The 14,589-nt window shown below is 46.5% G+C and carries 16 protein-coding genes; 6 read left to right on the top strand and 10 right to left on the bottom strand.

The genetic code is table 11. The features are described from left to right. Positions 1-92 precede the first annotated feature (92 nt). From H5T88_08445 to H5T88_08420, 6 genes are read right to left on the bottom strand one after another with little or no spacing between them, the layout of a single operon-like run. Entirely contained in the window at positions 93-1,130 is a 1,038-nt protein-coding gene (locus H5T88_08445; GenBank protein MBC7330370.1) for a hypothetical protein, read from the bottom strand. Next, on the bottom strand, positions 1,127-2,176 hold the full coding sequence (locus tag H5T88_08440; GenBank protein MBC7330369.1) for a M20/M25/M40 family metallo-hydrolase: 1,050 nt from the start codon (positions 2,174-2,176) through the stop codon (positions 1,127-1,129). Before H5T88_08440 ends, H5T88_08445 begins: the two co-directional genes overlap by 4 nt. Then, the gene (locus H5T88_08435) at positions 2,173-2,895 is read right to left on the bottom strand and encodes a class I SAM-dependent methyltransferase (GenBank protein MBC7330368.1); all 723 of its coding nucleotides are present in this window, start codon (positions 2,893-2,895) and stop codon (positions 2,173-2,175) included. The genes H5T88_08440 and H5T88_08435 overlap by 4 nt, the downstream gene beginning before the upstream one ends. Beyond that, positions 2,892-3,599: a glycosyltransferase family 2 protein gene (locus tag H5T88_08430; protein MBC7330367.1), complete on the bottom strand. Its 708-nt coding sequence runs from the start codon at positions 3,597-3,599 to the stop codon at positions 2,892-2,894. The genes H5T88_08435 and H5T88_08430 overlap by 4 nt, the downstream gene beginning before the upstream one ends. Continuing rightward, positions 3,599-5,023 carry a hypothetical protein gene (locus H5T88_08425; GenBank protein MBC7330366.1) on the bottom strand — a complete coding sequence of 475 codons (1,425 nt, stop codon included), beginning with the start codon at positions 5,021-5,023 and terminating at the stop codon, positions 3,599-3,601. Before H5T88_08425 ends, H5T88_08430 begins: the two co-directional genes overlap by 1 nt. A 4-nt stretch (positions 5,024-5,027) precedes the next feature. Then, positions 5,028-5,378 (bottom strand): aspartate 1-decarboxylase, encoded by a 351-nt coding sequence (locus tag H5T88_08420; GenBank protein ID MBC7330365.1) that lies wholly within the window; start codon positions 5,376-5,378, stop codon positions 5,028-5,030. Positions 5,379-5,965: 587 nt separating this feature from the next. Here H5T88_08420 and pdxS point away from each other — a divergent pair. The 4 genes from pdxS to larB all read left to right on the top strand — a co-directional run bounded on the left by pdxS (position 5,966) and on the right by larB (position 9,194). Continuing rightward, positions 5,966-6,853, top strand: a complete 888-nt coding sequence (pdxS, locus tag H5T88_08415) for a pyridoxal 5'-phosphate synthase lyase subunit PdxS (protein ID MBC7330364.1) — start codon at positions 5,966-5,968, stop codon at positions 6,851-6,853. Beyond that, the gene (pdxT, locus tag H5T88_08410; protein MBC7330363.1) at positions 6,853-7,413 is read left to right on the top strand and encodes a pyridoxal 5'-phosphate synthase glutaminase subunit PdxT; all 561 of its coding nucleotides are present in this window, start codon (positions 6,853-6,855) and stop codon (positions 7,411-7,413) included. Before pdxS ends, pdxT begins: the two co-directional genes overlap by 1 nt. Next, positions 7,414-8,442, top strand: a complete 1,029-nt coding sequence (locus tag H5T88_08405; GenBank protein ID MBC7330362.1) for a hypothetical protein — start codon at positions 7,414-7,416, stop codon at positions 8,440-8,442. Positions 8,443-8,510: 68 nt separating this feature from the next. After that, positions 8,511-9,194, top strand: a complete 684-nt coding sequence (larB, locus tag H5T88_08400) for a nickel pincer cofactor biosynthesis protein LarB (protein ID MBC7330361.1) — start codon at positions 8,511-8,513, stop codon at positions 9,192-9,194. On the opposite strand, the gene H5T88_08395 is transcribed toward larB, so the two are convergent. After that, on the bottom strand, positions 9,187-9,426 hold the full coding sequence (locus H5T88_08395; GenBank protein ID MBC7330360.1) for a DUF2007 domain-containing protein: 240 nt from the start codon (positions 9,424-9,426) through the stop codon (positions 9,187-9,189). The genes larB and H5T88_08395 overlap by 8 nt on opposite strands. A gap of 352 nt (positions 9,427-9,778) precedes the next feature. Here H5T88_08395 and H5T88_08390 point away from each other — a divergent pair, with 352 nt between their 5' ends. Both H5T88_08390 and H5T88_08385 read left to right on the top strand, forming a co-directional pair. Further along, a complete protein-coding gene (locus H5T88_08390; protein ID MBC7330359.1) occupies positions 9,779-10,315 on the top strand; it encodes a hypothetical protein in 537 nt (178 codons plus the stop codon). A 132-nt stretch (positions 10,316-10,447) separates the two neighbouring features. Further along, positions 10,448-11,083 carry a hypothetical protein gene (locus H5T88_08385; GenBank protein MBC7330358.1) on the top strand — a complete coding sequence of 212 codons (636 nt, stop codon included), beginning with the start codon at positions 10,448-10,450 and terminating at the stop codon, positions 11,081-11,083. Between the two features lie 92 nt (positions 11,084-11,175). Here the strand turns inward: H5T88_08385 and H5T88_08380 are convergent, their stop codons facing one another. The 3 genes from H5T88_08380 to H5T88_08370 all read right to left on the bottom strand — a co-directional run bounded on the left by H5T88_08380 (position 11,176) and on the right by H5T88_08370 (position 14,581). Further along, entirely contained in the window at positions 11,176-12,408 is a 1,233-nt protein-coding gene (locus H5T88_08380) for a YvcK family protein (protein ID MBC7330357.1), read from the bottom strand. Between the two features lie 92 nt (positions 12,409-12,500). Next, positions 12,501-13,358 (bottom strand): RNase adapter RapZ, encoded by an 858-nt coding sequence (rapZ, locus tag H5T88_08375; GenBank protein MBC7330356.1) that lies wholly within the window; start codon positions 13,356-13,358, stop codon positions 12,501-12,503. 206 nt (positions 13,359-13,564) lie between these two features. Continuing rightward, positions 13,565-14,581: a hypothetical protein gene (locus H5T88_08370; protein ID MBC7330355.1), complete on the bottom strand. Its 1,017-nt coding sequence runs from the start codon at positions 14,579-14,581 to the stop codon at positions 13,565-13,567. Positions 14,582-14,589 lie beyond the last annotated feature (8 nt).

The following is a 14,589-nucleotide window of genomic DNA, read 5'->3' as shown; positions in this document are numbered from 1 at the left end:
AAACGGAAAGTAAGTGTATAGATCCATAACATTTACAAGATTTTTTTGACATTGTTCATCCATCGTTGCTTCCCTAATACCGTGTCTCCTATCTAAAGTCCCTCTATTTTAAGCGAGCCTAAACTGATGGTTGCAATCTTCTGAACATCTTTAAAGGGAGTGAGGATTTTCAATTTTTTCGCCGAGAAATCTATCTCTTTTAGAACACAGACATCCATATATTCTCCCCTTTCATCCATTATCCCTGCATACCTATTCAACAATTCCTCCTCCCTGATTATATTTATCCTCCTCCCCACCTCTTTCTCCAAAAGATAAGTGGAATAAAATCTATTTTCGCCGCGAACAACAAGCGTCAGCCCCCATTTGTCCCCCTCACCCCAAAGGATTTTAGCCCCCAATTTCAGTTCAAACCTCAAAAAGAGCGAAGGATGAAGCGGAGGGGAAGAGAAGATGGGAGAGTTGCGAAAGGCTATATTATCTAATGAGAGCTCATAAATCTCCGAATTCGCGAAATGCTCCCTGAGCTTTCTTTCCCTGTTCTCCCTTCGTTCCTCATATGAGCGAGGAGTTGCCATTGGGGAAGGAGGAAGGCGATAAATCCTCAACCAGCTCGTTTTCTCCCAACCCTTTATTATATGCTCAACCTCTCCTCCTTTCTGCAAAGCCACCACATAGTTTGGGCGAATAGCTTCTATCTTGAATCCCTTTAGCTTCCTCGCCACCATCCCGCTCACCAACCCAGTTGTATCAACTATAACGAGCTCGGCTCCCAAGGAGAGAGCCTTTTCCACCATCTTTTGGGTCCCCACCACCATATCAAGGAAATGACCCTGCGGGGATATATCTCCGATGAAATATAATGCGGAGAGAGGGATATCTCCCAATTCATTCATACCGGGATGGGCGAAACCCATCCCGATTGTCCCCGGTGGTCCGATATCGGATTGACCCACATCCGCATCCACCACAGCAACAATCTTATGATACTGGAGGGCATGGAAGGCTACGGCGGCGCAAAATGTGCTCTTCCCTATGTCCACAGCGCCCACCACCATTGCCACACCACCTTCCCTCGCTATCCTATCGCCTGCTTCCTCCCAAACAGAATGAAGAGCAAATCTCCTCATTTATAGTTATCTATTAGATAGATAAGAACCTCCGTAAGGAAAAGCAAATCATCCGCCTTCACCCATTCCCTCTGGGAATGAGCTATAGCCAAGTCTCCCGCACCGAAAACGACGGGTTTTATCCCCTTCCTTATTAGATTAGCCGCGTCCGTCCAGCTCCTCATACCTCCGAATCTCTTTTCCCTTTCCTTTTTCTCCATAAATTCCCCTATGATATCGCATATCTTAGGGGGCTCGGATATCTCAAAGGGGTGCGCCACGTCAATCAAGCGATAACTTACGCCTTTTGATAAGAGAAATCCCTCAATCTCTTCCCTCGCCTTCTCTATGTCTACATTTGGGAGTATATGGATGTCAATCTGAATCTTACAGGATGAAGGAACGAGGGTTATGAAGTCTCCTCCCTCTATCTTCGTCAAGATTATAGATGGTGGTGGGAAAAGGGGATGGCGAGCTTTCATAATTGATAGACTATGAAGCTCTTGATAGAGGGAATAAGCCTTGAGGATGGCGTTTTCCCCTCTTTCCGGGGTTGCGGAATGGGTTGCCCTACCCTTTACCTCAATCTCATATTCCAAAGAACCGGCTTCGGAAAGGCAAAGCTCAAAATTCGTAGGCTCCAAGACGAGCGCTTCCTCAGCTTCTATCTCCAAAACCTCTGAGCCCTTTCCCTCTCCCTCCTCGTCCACGGTAAGGGCAAGCTGGCATGCACCCTTTGAGTGTTTCAGGGCTACTAAAAGGGATGCCAACTGCCCCTTAGCATCCACCACCCCTCTGCCAATAAAATTGCCATCCTCCTCCAACAACTCAAAGGGGTTGGGATGTCCGTAAGAATGAACAGTATCAAGATGGGTGGAGATGAGTAGCGGGCTTTCCCCTCTTTTGGCAATCAAATTGTAGGCTCTCGGTCTGACCTCCTGTCTGGTGAGGGAGAATCCCATAGATTTGAGGATTCCCTCAACTTCAAGGCAAATCCTTTCCTCTTCCTTAGTTGGGGAGGGAATAGCGATAAGCTTTTTCAGAATTTCTCTTATTTCCTCTCTCATTTCTCACCTCTGCAAATTATGGAGACACCGAAGGGAAAGGATATCCCCCTTTCTATCAATTTCGCTTCTCCTAATAAGATACGAAAGAGGATTTCGTTGAGGATGGTAGGGAGGATTATGAGCGATGTCTTCGGTTCCCTATTAGTCCCTCTTGTGAATCTTTGCAGGAGACGAAACAAAGCAATGGGAAAGAAAGGGAGGACGATTGCGTGAGAGAGGAATTTTATTTTGAAGCCGACTCCCTCCATCTTCCCTTTCAGCTCACATTTGGAATATCTGCGGAAGTGATGGAGCGCCTCATCGTGCTCGCTCCAGAGGAATTTGTATGCCGGCACGGTAATCAATACATTTCCGCCTTTCCTAAGCACCCTATGCATTTCCCGCAATCCTTGTATATCATCTGGAAGATGTTCAAGCAAGTCCAAAGCGAGGACGAGGTCAAAGGAGTCGTCCTTGAAGGGAAGGTTCTCCGCTTCCCCTCGGCAAAGGATTGCTTCAGGCTTTCTTTTCTGGGCTAATTTCAAAGCCTGGAGGGAAACGTCCAAGCCGACAACAAATCCATTGAATAGGGTTAGATTACCTCCCGTGCCGCAGCCAACATCCAAGACATCTTTCGCCTCTATTCCCTTTATCGCTGAGAGGAGGATTTCTCTTCGTCCCTTAAACCACCAATAGAAATCTTCAAGTAGGAACATCCTCTCGTATTCTTCCTTGTTCATTTTACCCCTCTGAACCTCGTTTTGAAGATGTCAAAAAAGGAAGTTATGCCGTTCCTCAATACTTTGACTTTCGAGCCTGGCGAATGCCTCCAGATGACCGGCACTTCCTTAATTTTATAACCCAACCTTTTTGCGATATATAAAACCTCAAAGTCAAAGGAGAAACCGCTAAATCTCTGCCTCTGGAAAATCTCCCTCGCTACTTCCCTGCGAAAGAGCTTGAACCCGCACTGCGTATCGTAAATGCCAGGGAGAAGGAAGAGCCTCACGAGAAGATTGAATAATCTCCCCATAAACTCCCTATAAAAAGGTTGATGAATCTCCAGATAAGCTCCTGGACACGCCCTTGAGGCAATCGCTATATCGTATCCCTTTTTAATCCAATAAAAAAGCTTTGGGAGCTCCTCAATAGGGGTTGATAGGTCGGCATCGGAGAAGAGGATGTATTCCCCCTGCGCGTTTAAAATTCCCGTTTTAACGGCGTATCCCTTCCCTCTATTCGCGTGAAGCCTTATTAGTTTGAGCTCCTTATGATTCCTCATCCTTTCCTCAACAATTTGCGATGTGGCGTCCTTTGAGCCATCGTCAACCACTATAACCTCAAACGAGTTATGCCACCTTTTCATAAACTCAAGAATCGCATCCAAGCTCTTCCCCAACCTCCCCGCTTCATTATAAGCGGGAACGATGACAGAGAAATCCATTAGAAATCGTATTCCAGCCTGACCTCCCAGTTAACTCCCTTACTCACTTTGCCCGCGGATTCGCTTCTATAGGGAGTAAGGGTTAGGCTGATGGATTTATCCGAACCCAAATCATAAGGAAGCAGAATGCCAAGAGATGTGGTTTTTATGGAATCGGGTTGGCTTCTTCTTTGGGTAACCTGCCCCAATTGGAGGATGATTGGTAAGCCCTTGTGAAGCTCAAAGCGTGCGAAAATTCCACGGGAATCTGGTCCCAAGGGATATCCCATCAGATAACCCTTGTAAAGATAGTCGTTATGGGGATTTTTGTGGGTGTATGTCGCGTTATCCACATATACATATTCGAAGCGGAGGGTGAAGGGCGCAAAATCCCTTCGTCCACCCAATAATATAGCCGTCTTGCGTGGGACACGGTAAGGGAAAGTAGTGATATCATCTATGAACCAATCGCAATAAATTGCTCCATTAGAGAAATTTTTCGCCGCTTCTAACCCAACGACTATATTGACATTGTAATCGTTTTCGAAGAAGTACTGCACAGCGTAAAGAGGGAGAATTGGAATAAAGGCAAAGGCGCTGGGAAATTCGTCGGATATGTGGATTTCATATATTCCCAAATCCCAACTACCGATACTTTTCTCCAGCCTCCTGCCAATAAAGTATCTTCTTACTCCACCCGATTTATAAGTTGTATGAAACTGCTTGAGGTTGAACCAACCCCAACTTCCAGCTTTAAAGTTCTTGCTGATTAAAAGGTAGTCGTAAGGAGGCGGAGTGTCATTTAACCAGAGGGAACCAATGAAACCATGTCCTAAGCGGACATATCCTTTCCCTATCTCCCAATCCGCATCCCAGAATGGATATTTTATAATTGCGCTATCCATTAAGGGGAAATCATTTGGTTTATCCGCAAGCCAGCGCCTCTCGTTGCTGGCGGAAATGTAAGCAAAACCTTCGCCCACGGGCATTAAGGAAAATACTCTATAAAGGAGGCGGGCTTCATCTTCGTCCTTGGCATCATCATAATACCAAGCGCCTTGAAAGCGAAAACCCATAAAGATTTCCTTATAATAAGAAAGCTCCAAATCCTGCTTAATTTTTTCCACATCCACTCCCAATGAGCGAAGCTCGGAGGAAAATTCTTTCATTAGATTTCCCAGGACGAACAAATCCTCATCGGAGAAATCCCAGGGTTCCTCGGATGCTTTCTCTATCAAAGTTTTGACGATTTGCGCGGTTTCAATGCGGGAGTAAGTTCCATCGGAGAAAAACAAGCGGCTAGGGACATTAATCAATCCCTTAGCGGACATACTCCCCAGAGCCGACATCACCCAGCTGCGAGAGGAAACTTGGTCCGATTGGAGGGGAAAAGCAAGCAACGGCAGAAATAGTAAAACGAGGAAAAGAGATTTATGGTTTTTCAATTTTTTATCCTCCTTTTTCTTCAATTTTGGTGATTTCGTTGTTCTCATTCAGATAAATTACTTTATAGGTCCAGTTCTTTACCTCGTCCTCGCTCACGAGACTATAAGCCAAGACGAGGACGATGTCACCGGGATAAGCGAGGCGAGCAGCAGGACCATTTAATATAATTTCTCCTTTTTTCCCCTCTATCACATAAGTTGTGAAGCGTTGTCCATTGTTGAGATTTAAAACCTGAACCTTCTCTCCCGGCAAAATGCCGGATGCCTTAAGAAGTTCCTTATCAATAGTAATGCTTCCCTCGTAATGGAGAAGAACATCCGTTACACGAGCGTTATGTATTTTGGCGCGAAGCATCTCCCTGAATTGCAATACCAATCACCTTCCTTACTTTAAAGGAAATACAAAAATAAATTTTAAATTTTGGCAAGTTAAAGTCAAGCGAAATTCCTTTTGAGCGCATATGGTTTTTTTACGAGATTGCTTCTTCGCTTCGCTCCTTGCAATGGCAGTGGGGACCTACACAAAAAAGAGATTGCCATGTCCAAGTGCTTACACAGTCAGGCTCGCAATGAAAGAGAGGGTGCCCTCATAATGACAGCCATAAAATTGTCATTGCAAGGTTTCCTGAAAGGAAGCAATGGCAATCTCTTATTTTGAAGTAAAGGGTGTCCTTATCGGACTAAAAAGGCTTAGAAGAGGCAGTTTTTAACCATTAGCTGTATAAACAAGGTATCTTCCCTCACTGTGAGTTGTGTTGGGATGGATAACAGAAGCGAATTTGCGGGGGAACTTGGAGATTTCCTGAACCGAAGATTCTCCTTCAGAATTATAGTCAACCAATAAGGGGAAATCTCCTAAGGAGTCTCAAATACCATGGAATTATACAGAATATTGACTTTTTGAGATTAAAAGGTAAAATTAAAAATTTGGAGGCGAATGATATGCAGATTTTGACTGGAACTTGGCGCGTTAAAGTTGGTCTCGCCCAGATGCTCAAAGGCGGAGTCATAATGGATGTTACCAACGCCGAACAGGCAAAGATTGCCGAGGAGGCGGGAGCAGTTGCCGTTATGGCTCTTGAGAGGGTTCCCGCCGACATCAGGGCGCAGGGCGGGGTTGCAAGAATGGCTGACCCTGCGAAGATTAAGGAAATTATGGAAGCTGTAACCATCCCCGTTATGGCTAAGTGCAGAATCGGACACTTCGTAGAGGCGCAAATACTCGAGGCTTTGGGCGTTGACTTCATTGACGAATCGGAAGTGCTCACTCCCGCAGATGAATCCCATCATATAGATAAACATAAATTTACCGTTCCCTTCGTTTGCGGAGCGAGGGATCTGGGAGAGGCACTTCGCAGAATCGCCGAGGGGGCGGCGATGATTAGGACGAAGGGCGAGGCGGGAACGGGAAATGTCGTTGAGGCTGTCCGCCATATGCGTCTGATAATGGACGAGATAAGGAGGTTAACCGCTCTTCCTAAAGAGGAGTTGATGGCGGAAGCTAAGAGATTGGGCGCTCCCTATGAGTTAGTTAGATGGGTAGCGGAACACGGTCGCCTCCCCGTTCCCAACTTCGCCGCCGGTGGAATAGCGACTCCCGCAGACGCAGCTCTTATGATGCAGTTGGGAGCGGAAGCGGTTTTCGTAGGCTCGGGAATCTTCAAGTCCGAAGACCCTTACGCCAGAGCTAAGGCGATAGTTGACGCGGTTACTTATTACGATAATCCTCAAATCCTCGCCCAGATATCGGAAGGACTTGGCGAGCCAATGCCGGGTATTGATATAAGAAAACTTGAGGATAAAGACCTATTGGCAACGAGAGGTTGGTAATGAAGGTAGGAGTCCTCGCTTTACAAGGCGATTTTCAAGAACATCTTGAAGTTTTAAGGAGTCTCCCAGTGGAAGCTTTCCTTGTTAAGGACGAGGAAGGTTTAAATAAAATAGATGCCCTCGTCATCCCCGGTGGAGAATCTACCACGATGGGCATCCTACTCACTCGCTGGGGCTTGAGGGAGAAAATAGTGGAGAGGGCAAAGAACGGAATGCCCATACTCGGCACCTGCGCGGGTATGATTCTCTTGGCTAAGAAGGTAGAGGACCATCAGCAACCGCTTTTGGGTCTAATGAACATAACTGTTAGAAGAAATGCCTTCGGCAGGCAGAGGGATTCCTTTGAGAGCGATTTGGAGATTAAAGGAATGGAAGGACCACCTCTTAGAGCGATATTCATCAGAGCTCCCATCATAACAAGCGTCGCTCCCTCTGTTGAGGTTTTAGCACAAATTGATGATAAAATAGTTTTGGCTAAGGAGGGAAACCTTCTCGCCTGCGCCTTCCACCCCGAGCTAACGGGGGATACCCGCCTATATCGCTTCTTCCTCGGCTTATAGATGCGATTAAGGCTAATCCCCCTTATCCTCTTCTCCCTCCTCGCTCTTTCCGAGCCCATCAGCACCCTTTGGAAGCTTGACATCCAAGCGGAAGGAGGAAATTCAAACGGAAGGGCACTCCTCCTTTGGGGGAAAGGGAATGTCTATAAGATAGATAAGGGAGGGAAGATAATCTGGAAACGCTCCTTCAAGGGGTTAACGCGCGCTTTCCTCCTTCCCGATGGTCAGGCGCTTGTGATAACCAAACAGGGAAATAGCTATAGGCTCATCCTCCTCAATTTAAGTGGCTTTCAGTTCTGGCAGTTCAATATAGGAAAAGTCAATCTAATCGCCTCAAGGGGGAAAAAAATAGCACTAACAGCCAATGAGAGCTACCTTTACATTCTAACCTTAAGAAAATCACCCAGCCGATTAAAAGGCTGGCGAAGATACAATTTCCGTAAACCGATAAACCATTTAGCAATCCTTCAAGATGGAAGAATCGCCCTTGCACTGCCAGACAAACTCTGTATCTTTCAGGAAGGAAAGCAACCTTTGTTTTTCCCTTTCCCCAACATAGAGAAAATATCCCCCTTAAGCGATGGAGGGTTCTTATCGCTCGTATCCCATTCCGACCAGCTCTATCTATCTCGTCATATCCCTTCTGGCTATGTTTTGTGGAGCAAGGAGTTCAAGGGGAATGCCTGCTCCTTCCTCTCCACTCCCCCATTTCTTTGCCTTGGAATTGAACAAGAAATAAAGGACAAGATGGAGGAACGAAAGCTCCTCGTTTTAGACCAAAGCGGGGATGTTAAGTGGCAAAGGGGCGGACTTCTACTGAAACCCATCCCCTTGCTTTTATCCCCAAAAGGCGAGCTCCTTTGTATGGATGATAATAGGGATAAGCTTCTATTATTTAATCAAAAGGGGCGCTTCATCTGGGAGAGAGATTGCGAGGGGAAGATAGAACATTTTGTCATCCTTAATCCCTACTCCGTTCTCCTCATCTATAACGATAAAGTTGAAATGATGGAGGTTAAGGTTGAGTGAAGGATAAGGGAGAGCTTTTGAGGATTTTAGAGGCTTTCAAGAGGGGAGAGCTAACCCTTGAGGATGCAATGAATTTGATTTTGGATAAGGGATGGGATGATTTGGGGTTCGCCAAGGTGGATTACGGTCGTTTGAAGAGGATTAGAATCCCCGAGGTCGTCTTCTGTCCCGGGAAGAGTATAGAGGAAATAATCGCTATCTTGAAAAGGCTATATGAGAAAAACGGAAGAGCTTTAGCAACGAGGGCTAGACAAGAAGTTTGGGAAGCTATAAAGGATAGTTTTCCTCAGGCGGAATACTATCCAAGAGGAAAGTTGATAGTTGTGGGAGAGCTTCCCCAGCCCAGAGGGGAAAGGTATGTGGCTGTTGTGACCGGTGGGACATCAGATATACCGGTTGCTGAGGAAGCAGTTGTAACCCTACGCTTCTTGGGGGAAAGGGCGAAGGAAATCTATGATGTGGGAATAGCGGGAGTTCATCGTTTGCTTGACAATATTGAGCATTTAAGGGAAGCGAGCTTGATAATTGCGGTCGCAGGAATGGAGGGAGCATTGCCATCCCTCATTGCCAGTCTCCTCGGCAAGCCAATAATCGCTGTGCCCACTAGCATCGGCTATGGCGCATCATTTGGTGGAATCGCTCCCCTTCTCTCAATGCTTAATTCCTGCGCGCCCGGCGTTGTGGTCGTGAACATAGATGCGGGATTTTCCGCCGCGGTCTTCGCCCATCTTCTGCTTCAATCCCTTACCTGAGCCCAATCTCCTCCAAAATCTCCCTTGCCTTCTCAGCGAAGCGCGCGGGGACCACAATCTCTACTTCACCCAAGCCGTCGGCTGTTATTCCCCCAACCGTGAATCCGAGGGATTCGTATCTTAACAATACTCGGATTCCTTCACTCTCAAGTCTACCTTTTAATACAATAGCTTTGGGATAATCTGTTATCCAAACGGTCAAAAGTTCCTCTTCTTTTTCCATCACATTCACCAATATTAGTTTATGGTTTTGCAAGATTTTACGCAAATTCTCGGGAATTAAATGTTATTAAGCGTCTTGTTGCATAAATAAATTTAAAAACACACTTTTAAGGGGCTGCTCTGATTTAGAAAACTCCCTTTAAAGCTTTACAAATTTTCCAAAAGTTTTTACTTTCCTTATCGGCTTATTAATCTTTAGTTTCCAACAAACACCTTAAACTTGTCTACCTAAATCTGCTATCTAAAAAAGAACATTCTTGATTTTTTTCTACAAAATTTTTTAAGGTAATATACGAATTTCAAAAGCAGAAATTTGAACTTTTCCTCGCCTTTTATCGTCTAAAAATATGGAGGTGATTTTTATGAAGAAGTTCGGTTATTTGCTTTTAGGTATTTTCCTCGCCACCCTATTGGTGGCGGTTCCCCTTCTTTCCCAGCAGGCACAGAGGGGAGCAAGGGTGCCCGCTCAACCCGGGCAAGGTATGCAGCAGGCGCTGACGAGTCTTGCGAAAGTCCTGGATAGTCTGAATCTCACTTCAAAGCAGAAGGATTTAGCTCTGAAGATAGCAAAGGAGCGCGCGGATGCCTTCGTTAAGTTCGCAACTGCCCAGGCACAGCTCGGGAGGCTCGCGAGGGATATAAGGAACGGTCAGCAGGTCTCAGACGATGAAGCGAAGAGGGCTCTTGAAACATATTACAAAGAACAAGCAAACTATTTCAGGACCTTGATGAACACCGAGAGGAGCCTGCGAACGCTGCCACCTAAGGCGCAGGTGGTTATTCTGGCTCCGGGCTTCGCTGGTGGTAGAGCTGTAGGTGGTAGAGTGGGAGGAGGCTTCGGTCAGCTTCAAGGACCGATGGGGAAGGGACCGAAGGGAAAGGGACCAGCGGGCAAGTAAGGATAGAGTTTGAGAGCTGATTTTGGGCGACGCCCTCCGTTGGGGGCGTCGCCCTTTTTATTAAATCAATAAAGCTTTGATTTGAACTTGCCCCATTATTTGTTCGTCAATATATGTGGGAGGTGATTTTTTATGAAAAAGCTCGGTTATTTGCTGTTAGGTGTTTTCATAGCCAGTCTCTTATTAACTGTTCCTCTATTCGCTGCGGATAAGCAGGAGAAGGTTTCCCGCCAGCCCAGACAGAGCATTCAGCAGTGGTTGACGAATCTTGAGAAGCTCCTTGATAGCCTGAACCTCACAGCTGAACAGAAGGATTTGGCACTGAAGATAGAAAAGGAGCGCGCAGAGGCTTTCATTAAGTTTGCCACCGCTCAGGCACAACTACGCAGGCTCGCAAGGTATATAAAGAACGGTCAGCAGGTCTCTGACGAGGAAGTAAAGAAAGCTCTTGAGACATACTATAAAGAACAGAACAAGTATTTAGCTACATTGAAGAAAACGGAGAAGGAACTGGGAACGCTTCCACCCAAGGCGCAGGTGGTTATTCTGGCTCCGGGCTTGGTTGGCGGTAGAGCTGTAAGTGGGAGAATGGGAGGCGGATGGCAGAGGCAAATGTGGCTTGGAGGACCCAATGCTGGCAGATGGCAAAGGCAGGCTTGGCTGAGGAGACCCAGTGCTGGCGCATGGTGGGGGCAAGCGTGGTCTAGAAGACCTGGCGCGTGGTGGAGGCAAGCGTGGCCTAGAAGACCTGGCGTATGGTGGAGGTAGATGTAGCAAGCTCTCATAGAGCAATAGAATCTGTTTAGAAGAGATGATTTTGGCGACGCCCTCCAATGGAGGGCGTCGCCCTTTTTATGAACTCAACAAAGGGAAATCAAAAGTTGTGCGAGCCTCCTGGTATCGTGGCGAAGGGGCAATAATTGACGCATCAGCGGTTGGGCTATCACCCTCACTCTCATCCTCCTCAATTCATCTATATCTGGCTCAACGAAATCGGCACCCTCTTCTTTATACTTCTCCAGTATCTCAGGACGTGGACGAGTTGTATTGACAATAACATATTGGAAGGGAATCTTTCCTATCATTTCCCTTATCGCCTTTATATGGTCGGAAGCCTTGAAGCCATCCGTTTCCCCCTTCTCCGTCATCAAATTGCAAATGTAAACCTTCTTCGCCCTACTGCTCTCCAAAGCCTCAACCATACCCTCAATTAACAAATTGGACAAAAGGCTCGTATATAAGCTCCCCGGTCCGATGACTATCAAATCAGCCGACCTTATCGCTTCCTCAGCTTCGGGCAGGAGGGAAGCCAGCGGCTCTATGAAGAGACGTTTTATCCTTTTGCCATAACTGACTATATTCGTCTCACCCACTACGATTTGCCCATCCTCCATTTCCGCTTTGAGGGTTATCCTCTCCTTTGTAGAAGGTAGAACCCTCCCTCTGACGGCCAAAATATCGCTTATCTGCTCTATCCCCTTCTCAAAATCCCCAGTTATCCTCGTCATTGCGGTGATGAGGAGATTTCCCAAGGAATGCCCCTTTAAACCCTCTCCCTTATCAAATCTGAATTGGAAAAGGTTCTGCATATAGGGCTCGCACTCCGCGAGAGCCACAAGGCAGTTCCTTATGTCGCCTGGTGGAGGAATATTGTAATCCTTCCTCAACCTTCCTGAGGAACCGCCCTCGTCTGTCACAGTCACAATTGCGGTGATATTGGAGGTAAATTCCTTCAAACCCCTTAATATAGTGGATAACCCCGTCCCGCCACCTATAGTTACGATTTTGGGACCAGAAGAGAGAAACTTTCTGTTATAGATGACATCGGAGAGGGATTTACCCTTTGGCGTTTTAACATTGACCAATATTCCCTTTATCGCCCTCTGGATAGCAATCACTAATATCGTTGTCCCTATAAAAAGGAGCCCAACTCCCGCCCAAGGAGTGGGCAATAATTTGCCGGTGAAGAGATAGAATTGTTTGATTGTCCAGCCGAGAACATCAAGGAGCCTCAATTCAAAAAGGAGGATGATTCCACCGCAGAAAAGAACAGCACCCAGAAGGGAGAGGAGAATCCATCTCTTTACCCCCATACCTGGATATAGCCACCTAAGGCGTCTCCTAATCCTTGCCCATGTCTTTCGCCCACCTACCAAGCGATAAATCTTTCTCGTTATCTTTCTCATTACTCCTCTCCAACCTCCAAATCCCTATGAAAAACAACCACGCTATAGCCCTCTTCTTTCAAAATCCTCTTTAACTCCTCCCCTATCACGACTGACCTGTGCCTTCCACCCGTGCAACCTATTCCAATGGAAAGATACGCTTTACCCTCTTTCTCATAGAAAGGAAGGGTAAAGCGGAGGAAATCCATCAAATACCTCATAAACTCCTTGGTGATTTCACTATCCAGCACGAATCTTTTAATTCTCTCGTCTAAACCGTTTAGTTCTTTGAGCTCTTCCTCGTAATAGGGATTGGGGAGGAAACGAACATCAAAGAGAAGGTCAACTTCCATAGGGATTCCATTCTGGTAGCCGAAGGAGATGATGGAGATGGTAAGGGGTTGAGTTTCGCCCGCGAAGTATTCCCGCAATCTTTCCTTCAGCTGAGCAGGGCGAAGGGCGGAAGTATCAATTATCAAATCCGCGGAATCTTTTATTTCGCTGAGTCTGCGTCTCTCTTCCTTTATAGCTTCAGATATAGTCCTTCCTTGCTGGAGAAGGGGATGCTTTCTACGAGTTTCCTTAAAGCGATTAATGAGGACATCGTCCCTTGCATCTAAGAACACGAGCTTTACATCCACTCCTTCCTTTCTTTCTCGTTCCAATGTTTTAAGGAGCTCGCTTAGGAACTCGCCTCCCCTCGCATCAACAACTGCAGCTACCCTCTCAAATCCGCCATGGGAATGGCACATCCTCAAGAGAGGAGGAAGGAGGGAAGGTGGGATATTATCGGCGCAGAAATATCCCAAATCCTCAAGGAAATGCATACATTGGGTCTTCCCCGCTCCGGAAACACCAGTTATAATCACGAGCTTCATCTTTTCTCTCTATAAATTTAATCTATTTTGAGAGTAAAAGCAAGGTATATGATAAAGGTTTAGAGAGATTAAGGTTTTGAAGGGCGAAACTTTTAACAGAGATTGCCACGCCCACCTTCGGTGGACTCGCATATAGATGAAGCAAATCTTTTTATTGTAGCAAAAATTCTTTGATGATAAATAAGCGATACTTTTATCTCTTACTTTTACCTCCTCAGTATAGCTACGATATCGTTTGGGACGAAGCCCGGGACATCGCCCACAGCCCAAACATAGCCTGGTCCGAGGGCGCAAATAGCGCTTATCGTCTTATCGCCTCCCAAAACAACTCGCCAGCTCTTCCCTCCATCCCTCGTCTCATAAAGAGTTTCTTTGAGATGATAAATATCCTTGTTTTCCACTGAAGCAAATCCCCTTCCGAACTGGTCAAACCAAAGAGAGGTGATGAACTGATTTGTTGGCAAATTGCGAAATTCCCAACTTTCCCCTCCATCCTTAGTGAAAATTATCTTTCCCTCGGGCAACCCAATCCAACCCATCTCGCTAGTTGGAAAGCACATTGGACATCGCCACCAATAGGGACCGGGCAAACCTGAGGGAAGCACAATTTCCCTCCAGCTTTTTCCGCCATCCTCGCTCCTTATCAACTTCCACCTCTCCTTATTCCCTTCCCGAACGCTTCCCAGAACATAAACAACGAACCCATCCTTTGTTGGCACATCGCCCGGAATCGCTATTGAAACAGCGGAAAACAAAAGATTGCCCCAAGGATTTTCCACCCAGCTTTTCCCTCCGTCATCGCTATGATAAGAAGGAAAGCTATTGCAAATCACCCAAACTTGGTTGAATTTGGCGTAAAGGTCGTAATAGTGGGCGATTTTCCCTCGCAAAACCTCCTCCCAAGTTGTTCCATTATCAACTGTGTGCCAGAGCTTAGCCTTTCCCCAGCCACCCGGGTGTTCACCCTCCAAGAGCCAAACCTCCTCCTTCCCCGCCAACCTTATATGATACCATCCTCCGGGAGGCTTCACTCTCTTCCAATTCAGCCCTCCATCCTCCGTGCGGAAAACGCCGCCATAGCCACAAGCCCAGCCGATTTTATCATCCCAAAAGGAGACATCTAATAGTGCATAATGAGGGTCTCCCCTTCCAAACCCTCCTCCCGTTCCGCCCGTGTTGGTCAGAAAGAATTGGGAAACCTCCTTCTTTCCCTCTCCCTTTATCGTCGGAT

The sequence above is a fragment of the bacterium genome (assembly GCA_014360495.1).
Classification (GTDB): domain Bacteria; phylum Armatimonadota; class JACIXR01; order JACIXR01; family JACIXR01; genus JACIXR01.
This window is presented reverse-complemented; position numbering and strand designations above follow the sequence as displayed.